General features: G+C 62.5%; 12 protein-coding genes. 9 read left to right on the forward strand and 3 right to left on the reverse strand.

The window, feature by feature from the left end; translation table 11 throughout:
• Positions 1–88 precede the first annotated feature (88 nt).
• The 6 genes from E1956_RS23920 to E1956_RS23945 all read left to right on the forward strand — a co-directional run bounded on the left by E1956_RS23920 (position 89) and on the right by E1956_RS23945 (position 9055).
• Positions 89–1636 (forward strand): methyl-accepting chemotaxis protein, encoded by a 1548-nt coding sequence (locus E1956_RS23920; RefSeq protein WP_134753509.1) that lies wholly within the window; start codon positions 89–91, stop codon positions 1634–1636.
• A gap of 270 nt (positions 1637–1906) precedes the next feature.
• Complete coding sequence (locus tag E1956_RS23925) at positions 1907–4417, forward strand: type VI secretion system Vgr family protein (RefSeq protein ID WP_134753511.1); 2511 nt, start codon at positions 1907–1909, stop codon at positions 4415–4417.
• Positions 4418–4484: 67 nt separating this feature from the next.
• Positions 4485–7334: a lysozyme family protein gene (locus E1956_RS46235; RefSeq protein WP_167760098.1), complete on the forward strand. Its 2850-nt coding sequence runs from the start codon at positions 4485–4487 to the stop codon at positions 7332–7334.
• 14 nt (positions 7335–7348) lie between these two features.
• Positions 7349–7822 (forward strand): DUF5991 domain-containing protein, encoded by a 474-nt coding sequence (locus tag E1956_RS23935; RefSeq protein WP_134753513.1) that lies wholly within the window; start codon positions 7349–7351, stop codon positions 7820–7822.
• 211 nt (positions 7823–8033) lie between these two features.
• The gene (locus E1956_RS23940; protein WP_134753515.1) at positions 8034–8801 is read left to right on the forward strand and encodes a lysozyme inhibitor LprI family protein; all 768 of its coding nucleotides are present in this window, start codon (positions 8034–8036) and stop codon (positions 8799–8801) included.
• A 2-nt stretch (positions 8802–8803) separates the two neighbouring features.
• Positions 8804–9055 carry a PAAR domain-containing protein gene (locus E1956_RS23945; RefSeq protein WP_134753517.1) on the forward strand — a complete coding sequence of 84 codons (252 nt, stop codon included), beginning with the start codon at positions 8804–8806 and terminating at the stop codon, positions 9053–9055.
• 5 nt (positions 9056–9060) lie between these two features.
• Here the strand turns inward: E1956_RS23945 and tssF are convergent, their stop codons facing one another.
• On the reverse strand, positions 9061–10872 hold the full coding sequence (tssF, locus tag E1956_RS23950; protein WP_134753519.1) for a type VI secretion system baseplate subunit TssF: 1812 nt from the start codon (positions 10870–10872) through the stop codon (positions 9061–9063).
• A 259-nt stretch (positions 10873–11131) separates the two neighbouring features.
• On the opposite strand from tssF, the gene E1956_RS23955 reads away from it, so the two are divergent.
• Together E1956_RS23955 and E1956_RS23960 are read left to right on the forward strand one after the other, a co-directional pair.
• Positions 11132–12859 carry a peptidoglycan D,D-transpeptidase FtsI family protein gene (locus E1956_RS23955; RefSeq protein ID WP_134753521.1) on the forward strand — a complete coding sequence of 576 codons (1728 nt, stop codon included), beginning with the start codon at positions 11132–11134 and terminating at the stop codon, positions 12857–12859.
• A 200-nt stretch (positions 12860–13059) separates the two neighbouring features.
• Complete coding sequence (locus E1956_RS23960; RefSeq protein WP_134753523.1) at positions 13060–13689, forward strand: LysE family translocator; 630 nt, start codon at positions 13060–13062, stop codon at positions 13687–13689.
• A 92-nt stretch (positions 13690–13781) separates the two neighbouring features.
• Here E1956_RS23960 and E1956_RS23965 read toward each other — a convergent pair whose 3' ends face one another.
• Together E1956_RS23965 and E1956_RS23970 are read right to left on the reverse strand one after the other, a co-directional pair.
• The gene (locus tag E1956_RS23965; RefSeq protein WP_134753525.1) at positions 13782–14135 is read right to left on the reverse strand and encodes a DUF4148 domain-containing protein; all 354 of its coding nucleotides are present in this window, start codon (positions 14133–14135) and stop codon (positions 13782–13784) included.
• 173 nt (positions 14136–14308) lie between these two features.
• Positions 14309–15043 carry a Crp/Fnr family transcriptional regulator gene (locus E1956_RS23970; protein WP_134754816.1) on the reverse strand — a complete coding sequence of 245 codons (735 nt, stop codon included), beginning with the start codon at positions 15041–15043 and terminating at the stop codon, positions 14309–14311.
• A 184-nt stretch (positions 15044–15227) separates the two neighbouring features.
• Between E1956_RS23970 and E1956_RS23975 the strand changes: the two genes are divergently transcribed.
• The gene (locus tag E1956_RS23975) at positions 15228–16895 is read left to right on the forward strand and encodes an acyl-CoA synthetase (protein ID WP_134753527.1); all 1668 of its coding nucleotides are present in this window, start codon (positions 15228–15230) and stop codon (positions 16893–16895) included.
• Positions 16896–16926: the final 31 nt, after the last annotated feature.

Here is a 16926-nt window from a genome sequence, read left to right on the forward strand (position 1 = left end):
TTTTTCACCGCGTTTCAACCCGATTTGCAGCCTGATTCACAGCCCGATTTGCTGCCCCAAAAAAAGCCCTCGACCGACCATTCAGACGATGACCCTCAACCAGAAACTCCGTTCGATGATCGCGATCCTCTGGATCGGCCTGCTCCTGATCGTCGCCTTCGGCGCGTGGCAAAGCCGCGATGGCATGATCCGCGAACGCCGCGCGCAACTCATCACGCTCGTCGACGAAGCCAACAGCGTCGCCCAGTACTACTACACACTTTCGCAGCACAACGTCATGAGCGAAGCCGATGCGCAAAAGCAGGCGCTTGCCGTAATCGGCTCGATCCGCTACGGCACCGACGGCTACCTGAGCATCAACAATTCACAGTCGGTGATGCTGATGCATCCCATCAAGCCCGAGCTGGTCGGAAAGAAGCTCGTCGATTTCACCGATCCCGCAGGCAAGCACCTCTTCGTCGAACTCGCGCAGATCGGCAGCCAGCCGGACGGCGGTTTCGTCGACTATCTGTGGTCCAAGCCCGGCCACACCACGCCCGTGCCCAAGCTGAGCTACGCGAGACGCTTCGCGCCGTGGGACTGGGTGATCGTGACCGGCATGTACATGGACGACGTGAGCACCGCGTTCTACGCGAACCTCGTGCGCTGGCTCCTCGTGACCTTCGTGCTCGGCGGCGCGGCAACCGTCGTGATGGTGCTCGTGGTGCGCAGCGTGCGCGGCAGCATCGGCGGCGAGCTCGAAGTCGCTGTCGAGACGGCCAGCCGCATCGCGCACGGCGATCTCACCACGCGCGTGCACGCGCAGGGCGCCAATGCGCAAAGCCTGATGCATGCGCTCGCAACCATGCAGGGTGCGCTCGTGCAAACGGTCTCGCGGGTGCGCAGCGGCGCGGAGAACATCAACGTGGGGGCCAACGAAATTGCCGCCGGCAATACCGACCTTTCGCAGCGCACCGAGGAGCAGGCGGCTGCACTCGTGCAGACCGCGTCGAGCATGGACCAGATGACCACCAACGTGCGCCAGAACGCGGACAGCGCGGCGCACGCGGCCACGCTCGCGAGCGAGGCCGCCGAAGTTGCCACGCGCGGCAATGCCGTGGTGGGCGACGTGGTGCGCACGATGGGCGACATCTCGACGAGCTCGCAGCAGATCGGCGACATCATCGGCGTGATCGACGGCATCGCATTCCAGACCAACATACTCGCGCTCAATGCGGCCGTGGAAGCCGCGCGCGCGGGCGAGCAGGGGCGCGGCTTCGCGGTGGTCGCGGCAGAGGTGCGCAGCCTCGCACAGCGCTCGGCGGCGGCGGCCAAGGAGATCAAGGCGCTGATCGAAAAGTCGACGGGCACGGTGGTCGAGGGTCAGCAGCTCGTGAACAGCGCGGGCTCGACGATGAATGAAATCGTGCAGTCGGTGCGGCGCGTACACGAGATTCTCGAAGAGATCAGCCATGCGTCGCGCGAGCAGAGCGCGGGCATCGAGCAGGTGAACCGCGCCGTGGGCGAGATGGATCAGGTGACGCAGCAGAACGCGGCGCTTGTCGAGCAGGCCGCGGCCGCGGCGCATTCGCTCAAGGATCAGGTGACGGGGCTGCGCGAGTCGATTGCGAGCTTCAGGTTGCCGGCGGAGGTTTGAGGCCAACCATGCGTCACACATAAATTAACTGCTGCGCTCCATATAACCATCAAAAATCGAACCCATATCAATGTCGCCCGCTGTTGGCTTTGATATGGTCTCTGCCCTATTGAGCCGGAATATCTGCGCTGCGTCTTCGCGGCTTTAGCCCCATTCCGGGTGCAGATTTTCCGGCCAAATCTCTTCTCTCCAAGGAATCAAACACGCAGCTCCGGCCATGGCGTTCTAGCGGCGGCTGGATGCGCGAACCACGCACGAACGGGGTAACGTATGGCTTCTCAGGCGCTGGACAGGACGCTGCGCACCGGGTACGCGCAGTTTGACCGCCTCGCCAGACTCGACACGCCGCTTGGCGAGGACTGGCTCGTTCCCCTGTACGTCAAGATCAACGCCCGGCTCGGACGCAACTTCGAGGTGGTCGTCGATGCCGCTTCGGTCGACGACACGAAGATCAAGCTCAGTGCGCTGATGCTCCAACCCATCACGCTCTGGATCCGGCAGACGAACGGCAACTATCTGCCGATCCACGGCTATGTGCAGCGCGTCCGCAGAATTGGCAGCGATGGCGGTGTCACGTATTTTCAGCTTCAATTTTCCTCGTGGCTGAGTTTCCTCAAGCTCGGCAGCGACCGACGCGACTGGCAGGAAGAGTCCGGTCAGCAGGTCTTGTTCGACGTGTTCGACAAGCACCCCCAGGCGCGTGGGCGCTACGCGTTTGAGTTGCGCTCGCCAATGCGCTCGTATTCGAACCGCGTGCAGTGGGAAAGCGACTGGAATTTCGTTCATCGCAGCATGGAAGAAGCCGGCGTGTTTGCGCGCTTCGACTTCGCGGAGGACGGCAAGTCGCACAAGGTGGTCATCTCGGACGACCTGTACTTCGCACCGCCACTGCCGCAGCAGGAGATGAAATTCAGCCGCGCCGGCAGCGACGAAGAGTTCGACGGGCTGACTCAGTTGAGCGAGCAACAGGAAGCGCAAAGCGCCACGCTGACGACCGCCACGGCCGACTACAAACGACCGGACCTGGACAAGCAGGTCAACACGCCCGCGCTGGACACGGATGAATTGCCGGGACAGGGAGAAGACTATCTCTACACGGGATCGCAAAGCTGGGGCGAGCGCGACCTGGGCGAGCAGCAGGCGGGCATCCGTACCGAGGAATGGGCGTCAAGGGCGAAGCGCTATTTTGCCGTCGGCAGCCCGCGCTATGCGCTGCCCGGGTACTGGTTCACGCTCACCGGCCATCCCGAGTTCGACGCACTGCCCGAGCACGAGCGCGAATTGGCCATCATCGCGAGCGACTGGCTGATCCAGAACAACGTGCCGGGCATGGACGCGCTCGCGCACCTTCCGAAGAGCCTGCGCGCCGAAGTCGAACAGGCAAGGAACACGATGGTCGGAGCGAGCGTGCGCCACCCGGACGGCAGCGTGGGCTTCATTCAGGTGGAAATCGAGGCGCAGCGCCGCCGCACGCCGTTCCGCAGCCCGTTCGAGCACCGCAAGCCGGAAATGCACCTGCAGACCGGCATCGTCGCCACGGCGGGGAACGAGGAAATCTCCACCGACGACGGCAACCGCGTGAAAGTGTGGATGACCTACAGCCGCAAGGATCGCGACGACAAGGCGTCCGCATGGATTCGCGCCGCGATGCCGGACGCGGGCGCGAAGCGCGGCGGCTACTTTCCGCTGCGCAAGGGCGATCAGGTACTCGTCGGCTTCGTGAACGGCGATTGCGACATGCCCGTGATCATCTCGCGGCTGCACGGGGGCGAGACCATGCCGGTGTGGAATACGCACGGCCTGCTCTCCGGCTTCCGCTCCCGCGAATATGGCGGAGACGGCTTCAACCAACTGGTGATGGACGACGCCAGCGGCCAGAACCGCATCCATTTATATACGACCAGCTACGGGTCGCACCTCCACCTGGGCTACCTTGTCGAGCAGTCCGACAACACGCGCGGCGCGTTCCTCGGTCGTGGCTTCGACCTGAAATCGGGCGCCGGTGGCGCCGTGCGCGCCGAGCAAGGGCTGTATGTCTCGACGCAACCCGCCAGCGCGCAACCCATGAGCGTGACGCCAGCGACGGAACAGCTCGCGGGCGCGGAAGCCGTGTTCGAGACCGTGTCGAAGGCGAGCGAAACCCACCAGGCCGAAAGCCTGCAAGAAGGGCACGATGCGCTCAAGACGTTCACCGACGCCACCCAGTACATGGTTGCGAGCACAACCTCACACGGCGGACGCACGGCGGGCGGTGGCACGGGCAACGCGAACGGCTTCGCGAAGCCGGTGATGCTGCTCTCGAGCCCGGAAGGCATTGCGGCGTCGACGCAGCAGTCGGCGCACATTGCTGCGAATCAGCATGCGAACGTGGTCGCGGGCAAGAACGTCAACGTTGCCGCCGGGAAATCGCTGCTGGCGAGCGTGCTGGACAAGATCAGCCTGTTCGCGCAGAACCTGGGCATCAAGATATTCGCGGCGAAGGGGCCCGTCAGCATTCAGGCGCAGAGCGGCCCAGTGACCATAGCCGGCCTGGAGAACGTGACGATCACGAGCTCGAACGAGCGCGTGATCATCAGTGCCGCAAAGGAACTCTGGCTGGGCGCGGGCGGCTCGTACATCAGCATCAAGTCGGGCTTGATCGAAAACGTGACGACCGGACAGATTCTGGAAAAGTGCGGGAACTGGGACAAGCCAGGCGGTGCCAGCGCAACGATCGGCAACCCACTGCAGACGACCCCGGTTTCGACTGACGGTGGGCGCGGCTCGCTGTTCTCCGGGTAAGTCGCCAGACGCCGCCCCGAATTGCCCCCCGTACGCGCAGCAGCAACAACGACCGATTCCGAGACCCATGAGCACGCACCCTCACCCGGCCCATCCTGCGACACCGGCTGCGCCCGCCGCCTCGCCGGCGCCCCCCTGGACCCCGTTGAACTGGGCCTTTCCGTTCACGCCGCTCGGCAAGGATGACGCCACCGACCCGATGACGTACATGAAGGCACTGGCGCAAGCGGACGACGGTTTTTATCCGCTTGGCGCCAGCGGGTTGTGGCACGGAGGCGTGCACTTTGGCTCGTCCACCGCCACGATGCTGAAGCAGGATACCGGCGTGCGGGCCATCGCCGATGGCGAGGTCGTGGCGTACCGGCTCGACAGCAAATATCCCGCGCAGACCTGGCAGGACGGCCACCAGGCGCTCTACTCCACGGGCTTCGTGCTGATCCGCCACAAGCTGCAACTGCCGCCGGTGCCAGCGAAACCGGGCCCGGCCAGCCCGCAGGGCGCATCGGCGGCGGCGGCTTCCAGTCAAAGCGCAGCCGCTGCGCCACCCGCCTCCCCGCCTTCCGCTGCAGGCACGTCGACACCGCCGAGGCCCGCGCCGGACGAAACGCTCACGTTCTTCAGCCTGTACATGCACCTGATGGACTGGAACAGCTACCAGGCGGCGCAGGAGCAGGCACGAACCGCGCAAGCCGGTGCGGCGAAGCTGAACCTGGCGCCGATGCCGTTCTGGGAGGGCGAGCGCTACTATCGCGTGGGCGACCGGGCGCCCAATATCCAGGCGATGCCAAAGCCGAAGACCCCGCCACCCGCGCCGGTAGACACGATTGACTACGACCTGCTCGGCGAATTCATCGAAGCGGGCTTTATCGCTCCCCCCAAGCCGCCTGCGGCCCAGCCGGTTGACGACACCCCGCCGCCTGCGCCGGTGAAGGGCATCGCGATTCGCGACCTGCCGAACGGCAAGCTCATCGGCATCCTGCCCAGGGGCGCTGAGCTCATGGTTTCCGAGACGGACCCGAAGCATCCCGGCTGGCAGAAAATCCGGGCGCTCAGGAGCGGCCAGCCAGTCAGCGCGGAGGTCGGGAAGCCGGTCTCTCCGCATGCCCCGTGGAGCTGGGTGTATGTGAAAGAACTCGATGCGGTGCTCGATCCGAAGCCGCTCGACACGGTGGTCGTGCTCAAGCAGCCGTATGCCGTGAAGGCCGGCGACGTGGTGGGCCAGATGGGGCACTACCTGCGCTACGTCGACGCGTCGCCGCTACCGCCGAAGCCAACTCGCCCGTTGCTGCATCTCGAAGTCTTTGCCGGACCGGAACTGCAGGCGTTCATCGAAAAGAGCCGGACGCGCGCAAAGGACCTGCCGGCGGCGAAGACGTTTCTGGAGATTTCGCCCGGCGCGCAACTGGTGACGGACATCCCCCAGCCGGACAGGACGCTGCCCCAGAGCCCGGGTGGCCTGAAGCTGGTGCCGGTGGGCAACGCCACGGCCTCAAGGTGGGTCAAGGTCCAGCCGAAGACGGTGACGACGCCAGCCCCGAGCGCCCAGAGTGCCCATGGCGGACATCACGGGCATCCTGCACCGCGTCCGATACTGACCGACACGGGTCCCCAGGTGTGGGTGGAGGCCAGACTCGCGAACACGACGACCACCGGTGTCGTCAAGGTATGGACGAATTTCCCCCTGAACGTCTCCAGCGCGAAGGGGCCGGGCGCGGATTTCCGCGACGTATTCCGGCGCACCGATCTGGACAGGCTGGGTGCCGACAACGTCGCGATTGACGACAAGGGGCACCGGTGGTGGAACATCACGATCGGCACCCGGGACGGATCAACCCGGCAGGGCTGGGTGTGTGAAGAAAATCATCCGCTCGCACGGATGTGCGGCCCGTGGGACTGGCCTGGGTTCGAACTCGTCGACAACACCCGCTTCAGGCCGGTCGACATGCTCAAGCGGTATATCCACGTGACAGACCAGTATCTGGTGGACGAAGACAAGTCAGAGTTCGAGCCGGACGCACTGAGGGTGAACGCGGAGGATTTGATCGTCAGGCTGGAGAAGGCGATTGACGCGAACCATGATGGCAAGGTGACGGCGCAGGAGTTGAAGCACGCGCAGGAAACGCCGTGGATGGCCGAAGCGCTTACGCATCTGGTGGTGCGCTCAGAGAGCGAATGGGGCGGCGGGCTGGGCAAGTGGGAAGAAATGTCGCCGCTGATGAAGAAACTGCTGTGGTTGTGGAAGGCTGAGATCGAGCGGATCGGGAAGCTGCAGTGGTGGGAACAGGCGACGGGGATCGAGGGGTTTCCGAAGGAGCCGACGCCGTGGCATTTTCATCCGGTGGGGGTGGTGGGGAATTTTACGGGTGGCGATATGATAAATGACGAGATCGCTTGGGGTAAAAAAGTGTCACGCCAGTTCAAACAAAAGGTAATTCTCATTTCTCAGGATTTGGGGTTGAACCCAAGCTATCTGATGTCTGCCATGGCCTTCGAAACCGGCGAATCATTTAGGCCGGATATACGTAATGCCGCGGGCAGTGGCGCAACAGGGCTTATACAGTTTATGCCCAGCACAGCTGCCAACCTGGGAACTACTACCGCACAACTTGCCCATATGACCGATGTAGAGCAACTCGATTACGTAAAAAAATATTTTTTACCAAAGCAGGGGAAATTGCATACTTTGGAGGATGTCTACTGCATGATTTTTTACCCCAAGGCAATTGGCACGCAGAATGACTACATTATTGCAAGAAAAAAGAAAATTAATAACTCGGGGGTGGAGGTTGACGATCCAATTTACTGGCAAAACGCGGGATTCGATACAGGCAATGTCGGCTACATCACCAAATATCAGATATCAAGCAAGCTCCGTGAAAAATACAGAAAAGGCATGAGCGATGGCTATATAGGTTAAACACGGAGGATCAGATGAGACATGTTTTAATTAGAAATATCATTAAATTGATATTTTTACTTTTTACGATTGCTTCAGTTAGCTACTCTTTGGCCGCAGGCAGCATAGATAGATTTTGGAGTGGAAATTACGAATTTACCGATACATTTTGGGATGGCACGCAGTCTGTCATAACAGAAATCAAATTGAAAATTAACACAAACGGCGAATGCACTCTCTCACGGGAGGGATTTCAGCAGGATGAGCACATTATTTGCTTCGCGCAAGAGAATAAACTCAGTAGCAGCATTGATATATTATTTATTAGTTATTTAAATGGGAGCACAACGAATGAATATGGTGTGGCAGTTTACGAACATGAGACTCGGCTTTTCTCATTGAAAATAACAAAAGGAAATAAAGTTATGACGATATGGAGCAATTCTTACCGCCCACCCAAAACAACGATGAGTGGCTATTTTTTAAAAAAACAAATTGAGCGCAATTGAATTAAGTGATCCGTCGATGATTGATGGCCGCATTCCGACCGCACGCCATGACATAAGGCAATGTGTGAGAGTCGACTGATTTCAAGCTTGGAGCATGTTGACTTGTTGACTATTAATCTGGATACAACCAGACGCAGCTACAGATTGACTCCGATGTCTAATCGGCCACATCGCCTGAATTTCAATTTCATAAATTTCTCACGAATCATTTATGTATTTCACACGCTTCTTAATTTTGGCAGTTGGCATTGTCATGGAATTCTTCGCTATGACAGCAGTAGCTGAGCCAACTTTACACCTCAACGTAGAAGCGGCACACGTTGAGGCAAATACGCATAACATCGCCCTCCTTGTGAAAGTAACAGACAACGATTCGGGCAAAGACAGTTCTGACAGAATTACGACTACCCTGCCCGTGGTTAGCAGTTGTGTTGCGTCGTTCAAGGACGATATACAGTGGAGAGTAGGTCCTTGCTATGGCGTTCAAATATGGGAAAATGGCATTCCGGTAGAGTCCTTGAAAGTTCGTGTTCTTGATACGATCGGCGACAGCAACTGGACGGTATTGACATGGAAGTCAAACTCTCCGCATCCTGTCTCGCAGCGATCCATCAAGGCAATTATAGGAGCGTCAGGCGGCTGGTATACGGACAACGACAGAGAGGTCTTTTTGCTTGGATCTCTTCCCTCGTTTAATCCCGCACGGCCATACGCTTGGCTATACGACCGTGACGATCGAGCTTTGAATGATCTCTATCAGCAGATCCTTTCCGGACTTTCTGGAAAAAATGCAGAAAGAAATGCTGAAAATCTGCGTACTGATGAACGCTTATGGGTCGGCAAGAAGGAGCGCTACTGCCGTGCGTCAGTTAGTAGCGACGCTGATCGATGCCTCTGGCTTGTCACTGCGAATCGCATTGAAGCTCTCAGACAATTGGGCAACCCCGACGATTGGCCAAGTTCCTGGGTGCTCCCTTGATTATGATCAACCTGATTCGCGTCGGCGACAACACCGACCACGGCGGCAAAGTAGAAACCGGCTCCACAACCATGCGCTTCGAAGGCCGCCATGTCGCACGCAAGGGCGACCACGTCTCCTGCCCGCAGCATCCCGACGTTTCACCGAACGTAATCGAAGAAGGCGACCCGTCAATGACTGACAACGGCATTCCGGTCGCCCGGCACGGCCACCGGGCGACATGCGGATGCCACCTGATATCAAGCCTGATCTAACTGCCTCAAATCAGCGGCGACCGCCCAACGCGGAGCGGGCAGCGCAGTATCTCCGAGCCGTTCGTTTTGGACAACAAAATAAGCTGCGTGAAGCTATTCGCGGGCGCGTAGCGCGCGAAATACCGGTCCACGACACCGATAAAGGCGGCCATACTGTGCCCGGAGAATGCCTGCTCGTCGAGCGACAGGGTAATTTCCAGCCCGTATGCGACGAACGGATTCGGCTTGCCCGGCAACATCTGATGAATCCTTCTCTTGCCTACAAGCGACACCGTGGCAACGTGTTGCGCCAGGGCTTCGGTCGGCGCGCACTGACGAAGGAGCCGCCTGAATTCGGCCCATCCCTCGGTTCCGAGTTGCGTCGGATTCGGCGGCGTCAGCGCAAGGATGCGCATGCGCGCGTCCTCCTCGTTCACCGGACGGAATGTGCGCGTGGGCTGCCGCAGCAGCGTGATCCGGCTCGCACGCGATCCTGGTGTTTCATCGCGCAGATCCCCGCCCGGGTCGCCGATCTTCATCAAAGCAGGCAGATCGCGATTGGTACACGTCACGTCGATCCGGATCAATGCGGGCCACTGCTGCGCTGCCTTGCCATCTTCCTGCAGCAGGATCAGCGATGTTTCGTACCCCGGATGATTGCGAGCCTGATACTCGTCCCTGCGCCGCAACCAGTAGCGCCCCTGTGCGCCGGACTTCGCCGTTGCATGGGCAAGCGCGTTATAGGGTGGAATCACGCTCCGGTCTGCGGCGTCACGGACGCGGTGGATTGCATAGATTTCCCGAAGCTCGGGCTTCTTTCGTAGGGCGATAACCGGATAATCGACGGCAAACTCTTCATGCCGGGCCAACACATTCGCCCGCCCGAAGAGGTTGACGACAGGCGTGCAAAACAGTCTGAAATTGTCCGATGAAAGACCCGCGAGCGCACGTGCCGCGCGACTATCAGGATGCTGGGCGATAGCGAGATGCAGCGTAATCCGCCTCGCCTCGCGCGTGCGGCCCGCCCTCAAGAGCGTGGCGGCATCAAGGTCGATGAAATCGAACTTCTGCGCAAAGGCCATGTATTCGAGCAGCGGGCGAACGAATGATCCGGACGGGCTGTCGTCGGGCAGCAGCGCGTCGCTTTCCGCGAAACCGGCCGCCGTCAGAGGGATCCGTTCAAGCGGTACCCAGTGTCGTCCATCATCAACCTCCACGAACGCCCGGCGCGTGCGCAGGAGCAGCGTGTCCGCCAGCGCCGCCAGGGCCTTGGGCTGCCCCGTCAAATGCACGCGAACCACAGCCGGCATAGCGGCTGTCAATCCCACTCCCGCGTCTGTTGACTCGAACGTGATCGACACAATCGTCGTGGTGTCGGGCGGCAGGCTGGCTCGCCCAGGCGCGACCGTACTCGGCGACACGTGCGCATCGGCGATACGGATGGGCGCCCCCGTTACGTCGTACACCGTCCGAAAACGCAGCTCTCCCTTTTGGCCGGTGAGCACGGTTCCGCGCTTGATGACGTGCGGCGCGGACGGCGGCTCGATCAACTCGAGGCTCGCGATTGAACTGGCGGGAAAGGGGCGCAGGTAGTGCGGATGCAGCACGTTCAGCAAGGCCTCCGAAAATTTCGGCGCACCGCTGTCCAGTTCCACACGGGCACGCGCGGCGAGCAGCGAGAACGCGTGCATGAGACGTTGCACGTGCACGTCTTCGGAGTAACCGCCGGACATGCTCAAGCGCTCGGCGGCCCTCGGATACTTGCGACAAAAATCGTCAATCAGGTCGCCCAACAGGCCGAGTTCCTGTTCGTAGTAACGGCGAAGTTTTTCAAGCATGTCGGATGCGGCATGGCCCGCGTGGACGCCATTTTTCTCTGGTCGCTATCGCAGCCGACTCAGCCACGCATCACGGAATCGGCCAACCGGAACAACATTCCCGGTGGCGGAGTATGGCCGAAGCGCCACCCATATCGCCGCCCGATCCGGTGTTTCCCTGCGCCCGCTCATCCTTCCAGCACCCTGCGGCACTCAAAATTTCAATTCAATTACACTATGTTTACAATAATGCACCCATGAATCCCCCTGCACCAACCCGATGATCCGCTCCAGCAAACCGCCGCGCGACCCGCACGCCGCCGCGACCCGCCATCCGATGCTGTCGCCGAAGCTGCCCGCGTGGCGCTCGAAGTTCATCGTGTTCGTCACGTTCGCGGCCTTCGCCGCGCTCGCGGGCCGCGCGCTCTGGGTGCAGGTCGTCAATCACGGCTTCTACGTCAAGCAAGGGCAAAAGCGCTACCAGCGCACGTTCGAGCTCGATGCCATGCGCGGGCGCATCGTCGACCGCAACGGTGCGTTGCTCGCCGTGAGCCTCGAAACCTTCGAGATCTGGGCCAATCCCAAGCTGCTCGACGAAGCCGCGCACGCACCGCTCGCGAAGCTGCTCGGCATGCCGCTCGCCGAGCTGCGCCGGCGCCTGCCGCACGAGCGCTCGTTCGTCCTGCTCAAGCGCCAGGTCGACGCCGAGACCGCGGCCCATATCGACGAAATGGCCACCGGCGGCATCACGCTGATCGCCGACTCGAAGCGCTTCTATCCCGAAGGCGAATCGGCGGCGCACGTGGTCGGCTTCACCGACATCGAGGACAACGGCCAGGAAGGCGTCGAGCTTGCCGCCAACGCACGCCTGCACGGCACGCCGGGTCAGCGCGAGGTGATCCGCGACCGGCTCGGCCGCGTGATCTCGGAGCCGAGCGAGCGCGTGCTGCCGAAGAACGGCGACACGGTGCAGCTCACCGTCGACCGCCGCATCCAGCAGCTCGCCTATACGCAGCTGAAGGCCGCCGTGACAAAGAATCGTGCGGAAGCCGGCAGCGTCGTAGTGCTCGACGCCCAGAACGGCGAGATCCTCGCGCTCGCCAACTGGCCGTCGTTCGATCCCAACAACCGCGCGCGTCTCACGGGCCGCCAGTTGCGCAACCGCGCCGTGATCGACACCTTCGAGCCGGGCTCCACCATCAAGCCCGTGGTCGCTGCGCTCTCGATGGACCTGCGCAAGGTCAACGCCAACACGATCATCGATACCTCGCCGGGCACCTACCGCATCGGCCCGGCCGTGATCCACGACACCTCGAACCACGGCCGCATGACCGTGGCGGAAGCCGTCCAGAAGTCGAGCAACATCGCACTCGCGAAGATGGCGCTGAACCTGCCCGCGCAGACCATCTGGAACAAGTATCAGGAATACGGCCTCGGCCTGCGGCCCGAAGTGACCTTCCCCGGCGCCGCCGCGGGCCGTGTGCGGCCGTGGGCGCGCTGGCGTCCTATCGAGCAGGCGACCATGGCCTACGGCTACGGTCTATCGACCTCGCTCCTGCAGATTGCGCAGGTTTACACCGCCTATGCCGGCGACGGCACGATGTACCCCGCGAAACTGCTGAGCGAGATGCCGGGCCCGCAGGGGGCCGCTACTTCGGGTGTCGCGCCGCGCGCCGTGACCACGCCAGCTACCGCAGCCTCCATGCGCAAGATGCTGGAAATGGCGACCAGCGAAGGCGGCACGGGCCGCGCGGCGAACGTCGAAGGCTACCGGATCGGCGGCAAGACCGGCACCGCGCGCAAGCAGATCGGCTCGGGTTACGCGAAGAACCGCTATCGCGCACTGTTCGTCGGCATGGCGCCGATGAGCGCACCACGCGTGATCGTCGCGGTGATGATTGACGATCCAACGGGCGGCTCGTACTACGGCGGCACGGTCGCGGGGCCGGTATTCTCGGGCGTGATGCAGGGATCGCTGAAACTGCTCGGCGTGCCGCCGGACGCCTGAAAAGCGTTTCATGACGCTCGATCAAGCCCGATAGCGCCCGATTGACCGGGCACTCGCCAGGCCTCGCGCGTGGCGCGCCAGCATGCGCCGACGCAAGGCACACGCCAGCGCGGCACAGGCTTTCACGGTATGCTCGCAGCTTTGCTCCGGCGCGTTCGCGCCGCCCATCGGCCCTTCTGCCTTCTCATCTGGACATCGCCATGAGCTACTTGCCCCAACTGGCCGGCATTGCCGGCGTCATGCTGCTCGCCTGCGCGAGCCCTGGCCCCGACATGCTCGCCGTGACCTCGCACGCGTTCGCGCGCCGCCGCGCGGGGCTGTTCGTGGCCGCCGGCATTTCGACGTCGCACGCGCTCTGGGCGACGCTCGCGGTGTTCGGGCTCGGGCTGATCCTCGCGCAGCTGGCGTGGCTCTATGAAGGCATCCGTATTGCGGGCGCGATCTATCTGCTGTATCTCGGCGCGCGCACGCTCATGAGCCTGCGGCAAGCGTCGGGCGCGGCGGCAGCGCCGGCATTGGCGGCAACGAAGGCCACGAACGGCGCGTTGGCGTATCGGCGCGGTTTGCTGGTCGGGCTCACGAATCCGAAGGCGGCGGCGTTCTTCGGCAGCCTGTTCATCACGCTGCTGCCCGGCCATGCGCCGATGTGGGTGCACGGCGCAACGGTGGCCACGGTCGCGGCCGTGTCGATCATCTGGTTCAGCGGCATGGCACTGCTGTTCTCGACTGGCCGCGTGCAGCGCGGCTATCAGAAGCTGCGCCGTCCCGTCGATGCGGTGATGGGCAGCGTGCTCATCGCGCTTGGCGCGCGGCTCGCACTCGATCATTGAGCTGAGCTGAGCGAAGCTCCACGCAGCTCAATCAGGCGGCGAGACCGATGCTCGCCGCTGCGCTGCGGCACGCAGCGCTCCCAGTGGCATCTTTAGTGGTGCAGATAAGCAGGCGGTTCACCGTTGCCCGCCGCCGCGGGGCCGCCGGCGTCGCCCGTCTGCACGGGCTGGGCGCCATAGCCCGATTGCGAGAGATCCTGTTGCGCCACGCGGGCCTCGCTGGCGCGCTTGGCCTCGAGGCGGCGCATCGCGGCCTGCACGTTCTCGGGATAGTTAACCTCGTTGCCCATCGCGGGGTTATAGCCCACCGATTCCAGATCGGCCAGTTCCTGCAGCACTTGCGCGCGCGTGACTGGGCCATTGTGGATGGACTGGGCGAACGAGATTGCGGGCACTATCGCGATCATCGAAACCAGGGCTGTGCGTAGGATTGCGTTCTTCACCATATTCTCCGAGGGTCTGAGCAGACTCGCTGCGTGGGCCGCCTTTCACGCGCGGCCGGCGAGTCAATGCGACCAGTCTACGCAGCACGCTGCCGCGTAAAAATGGGCCTCGGAGGGAAGGATCTTTCCTGACTGCGGAAGATTGGTGAGGACTTCTGCGCGCAAGGCGCAACCGCTCAAATCTGCTCGCGCCCAAACGCCCGCAGCGCGCCGAGATCCACCACATCCACGCGGTTATACGAAAGCGTGACGAGCCCTTCGCGCTCGAGCGTCTGCAGCGCCTGGTTGACACGCTGCCGCGACGCACCCGCAAGCATGCCGATCTCCTCCTGCGAGATCTCGAGAGCGCTGCCCGTCTCCGGATACAGGTCGGGATTGAACATCTGCGCGAGCGCCTGGGCCACGCGCGCATCGACATCGAGCAGACGGCTGTTCTGGATCAGCGCAATGAACTCGCCCATGCGGTTGTTCAGTTGATGGATCACGAAGCGGTTGAACGGCAGGCTACTGTCCATGAGCCGATGAAACGTATCGGCGGGCACGGCCATCACGAGCGAGGGCTGCAGCGCGATCACGTCGTACTTGCGCGGCTCGCGCTTGATCACGCTGCCCTCGCCGAACCAGCCGCCGTGCGGCACGCCCGAGAAGGTGCAGCCGCGCCCCGACGCATTGAAGATGGCCAGCTTCACGAGCCCGCTGCTCACGCCCAGCCAGTACGCGGACGGCGCCTCGCGCGCGGCCACCGTCGCGCCCGCGGCCCACGCCTGCGCATGCGAGGTCTCGAGCACCCATGCGCGATGCTCGGGCGCGAGCGCGCGGAACCACGCGCAGCGCTCGTAGAGCGCCGCGAGCCGTGCCGCGTCGCGCGCATCGATCCGGCCTGTGGCAAACGGCTCTTGGTCCGGGGGCATAATGGGCTGCGTCATCGCGCTTACCTCGAAATGGGGCGTTCCTGGCGTAGGGAGGACGTGCTCTGTCGCGCCGGCGACAGACTCGCGCGCGCCGTCCTGATACGGTAGCGCGAATCATACCGACAAACCGGCATCGGGCCTGCCCCACGGGCCCTGCATGGGAAACGTATCAAGAGACAGCGCCATGACGCACGTGTACGAAGAAGGGCTCGCGCAACGCGAAGCCAATTACGTCCCGCTCACGCCCATCGACTTCATCGCACGCGCCGCCGAAGTCTATGGCGAACGCCCCGCCATGGTCTACGGCACGGTGCGCCGCAACTGGCGCGAAACCTACGCGCGCACGCGCCGCCTCGCGAGCGCACTCGCGCGCGCCGGCATCGCGCGCGGCGACACCGTCGCGGTGCTGCTCCCCAACATCCCGGCCATGGTCGAGGCGCACTTCGGTGTGCCGATGGCGGGTGCCGTGCTCAATACCCTCAACACGCGGCTCGACGTCGCGACCATGCTGTTCATGCTGCGTCACGGAGAAGCGAAGGCGCTCATCGTCGACACCGAATTCGGCGCGCTCGCGCAACGCGCGGCGCTCGAATTTCCGGATCTCAAGATCATCACCGTGGCCGACGTCGCGCCTGCGGACCCTGAGCACTTCCCGCGCGGCATCGACTACGAGGCCTTTCTCGAACAGGGCGACCCCGAGTTCGTCTGGCAGCCGCCCGCGAACGAATGGGACGCCATCGCGCTGAATTACACCTCGGGCACCACCGGCGACCCGAAGGGCGTCGTCTATCACCATCGCGGCGCGTACCTGAATGCGGTGAGCAATATCCTCGAATGGGATCTGCCCAAGCACGCGGTCTATCTGTGGACGCTGCCGCTCTTTCATTGCAACGGCTGGTGCTTCGCGTGGACCGTGGCGGCGCGCGCGGGCGTGAACGTCTGCCTGCGCAAATTCGATGCAAAGCTCGTGTTCGAACTGATCCGCACCGAAGGCGTCACACACTATTGCGGCGCGCCTATCGTGCAGGGTGCGCTCGCCGACGCACCCGCCGAATATCGCGAAGGCATCACGCACACGGTGCGCACGATGGTCGCCGGCGCGCCGCCCGCGCCCGCCGTGATCGCGAAGATGAAGACCATCGGCATCGAACTCACGCACGTCTATGGGCTCACCGAGGTCTATGGTCCGGCTTCGGTGTGCGCGCTCCAGGAGAGCTGGAAAACGCTGCCCGAGGACGAACAGGCGCGCCTCGGCGCGCGCCAGGGCGTGCGCTATCACCTGCAGAGCGGCATCAGCGTGCGCAATCCCTCGACGATGGAGCCCGTGCCGAACGACGGCGAAACACTCGGCGAGATCATGTTCCGCGGCAATATCTGCATGAAGGGCTATCTGAAGAACGAGCGCGCGACCGACGAGGCATTTCGCGGCGGCTGGTTCCATACCGGCGATCTCGGCGTGATGACACCCGACGGCTACGTGCGCATCACCGACCGCAGCAAGGACATCATCATCTCGGGCGGCGAGAACATTTCGAGTATCGAAGTGGAAGACACGCTGTATCGCCATCCGGCGGTCGCGCTCGCGGCGGTCGTGGCGATGCCCGACGCGAAGTGGGGCGAAGTGCCGTGCGCATTCGTCGAACTGCGTGAAGGTGCGAGCGCAACGGCCGAAGAGATCATTGCGCATTGCCGGCTCTTTCTCGCGAGCTATAAGGTCCCGCGCGTCGTGAAATTCGGCGAATTGCCGCGCACGGCAACCGGCAAGATCCAGAAATACGAATTGCGTGCGCAAGTGGGTTCGCAAAGCGCGATCGATCTGGGCAAATCGCAGAATGCATCAAAGACCCCTTGAATGAAGGGTTTTTGAATGCTTATCGCGCGAA

It is taken from the genome of Paraburkholderia pallida (assembly GCF_004524855.1).
GTDB classification, from domain to species: Bacteria; Pseudomonadota; Gammaproteobacteria; order Burkholderiales; family Burkholderiaceae; genus Paraburkholderia; species Paraburkholderia oxyphila.

Bases quoted from the DNA above. Each gene is read 5' to 3' on its own strand.
- E1956_RS23920 (WP_134753509.1), top strand. From the start codon at position 89: ATGACCCTCAACCAGAAACTCCGTTCGATGATCGCGATCCTCTGGATC.
- E1956_RS23925 (WP_134753511.1), top strand. From the start codon at position 1,907: ATGGCTTCTCAGGCGCTGGACAGGACGCTGCGCACCGGGTACGCGCAG.
- E1956_RS46235 (WP_167760098.1), top strand. From the start codon at position 4,485: ATGAGCACGCACCCTCACCCGGCCCATCCTGCGACACCGGCTGCGCCC.
- E1956_RS23935 (WP_134753513.1), top strand. From the start codon at position 7,349: ATGAGACATGTTTTAATTAGAAATATCATTAAATTGATATTTTTACTT.
- E1956_RS23940 (WP_134753515.1), top strand. From the start codon at position 8,034: ATGTATTTCACACGCTTCTTAATTTTGGCAGTTGGCATTGTCATGGAA.
- E1956_RS23945 (WP_134753517.1), top strand. From the start codon at position 8,804: ATGATCAACCTGATTCGCGTCGGCGACAACACCGACCACGGCGGCAAA.
- tssF (WP_134753519.1), bottom strand. From the start codon at position 10,872: ATGCTTGAAAAACTTCGCCGTTACTACGAACAGGAACTCGGCCTGTTG.
- E1956_RS23955 (WP_134753521.1), top strand. From the start codon at position 11,132: ATGATCCGCTCCAGCAAACCGCCGCGCGACCCGCACGCCGCCGCGACC.
- E1956_RS23960 (WP_134753523.1), top strand. From the start codon at position 13,060: ATGAGCTACTTGCCCCAACTGGCCGGCATTGCCGGCGTCATGCTGCTC.
- E1956_RS23965 (WP_134753525.1), bottom strand. From the start codon at position 14,135: ATGGTGAAGAACGCAATCCTACGCACAGCCCTGGTTTCGATGATCGCG.
- E1956_RS23970 (WP_134754816.1), bottom strand. From the start codon at position 15,043: ATGCCCCCGGACCAAGAGCCGTTTGCCACAGGCCGGATCGATGCGCGC.
- E1956_RS23975 (WP_134753527.1), top strand. From the start codon at position 15,228: ATGACGCACGTGTACGAAGAAGGGCTCGCGCAACGCGAAGCCAATTAC.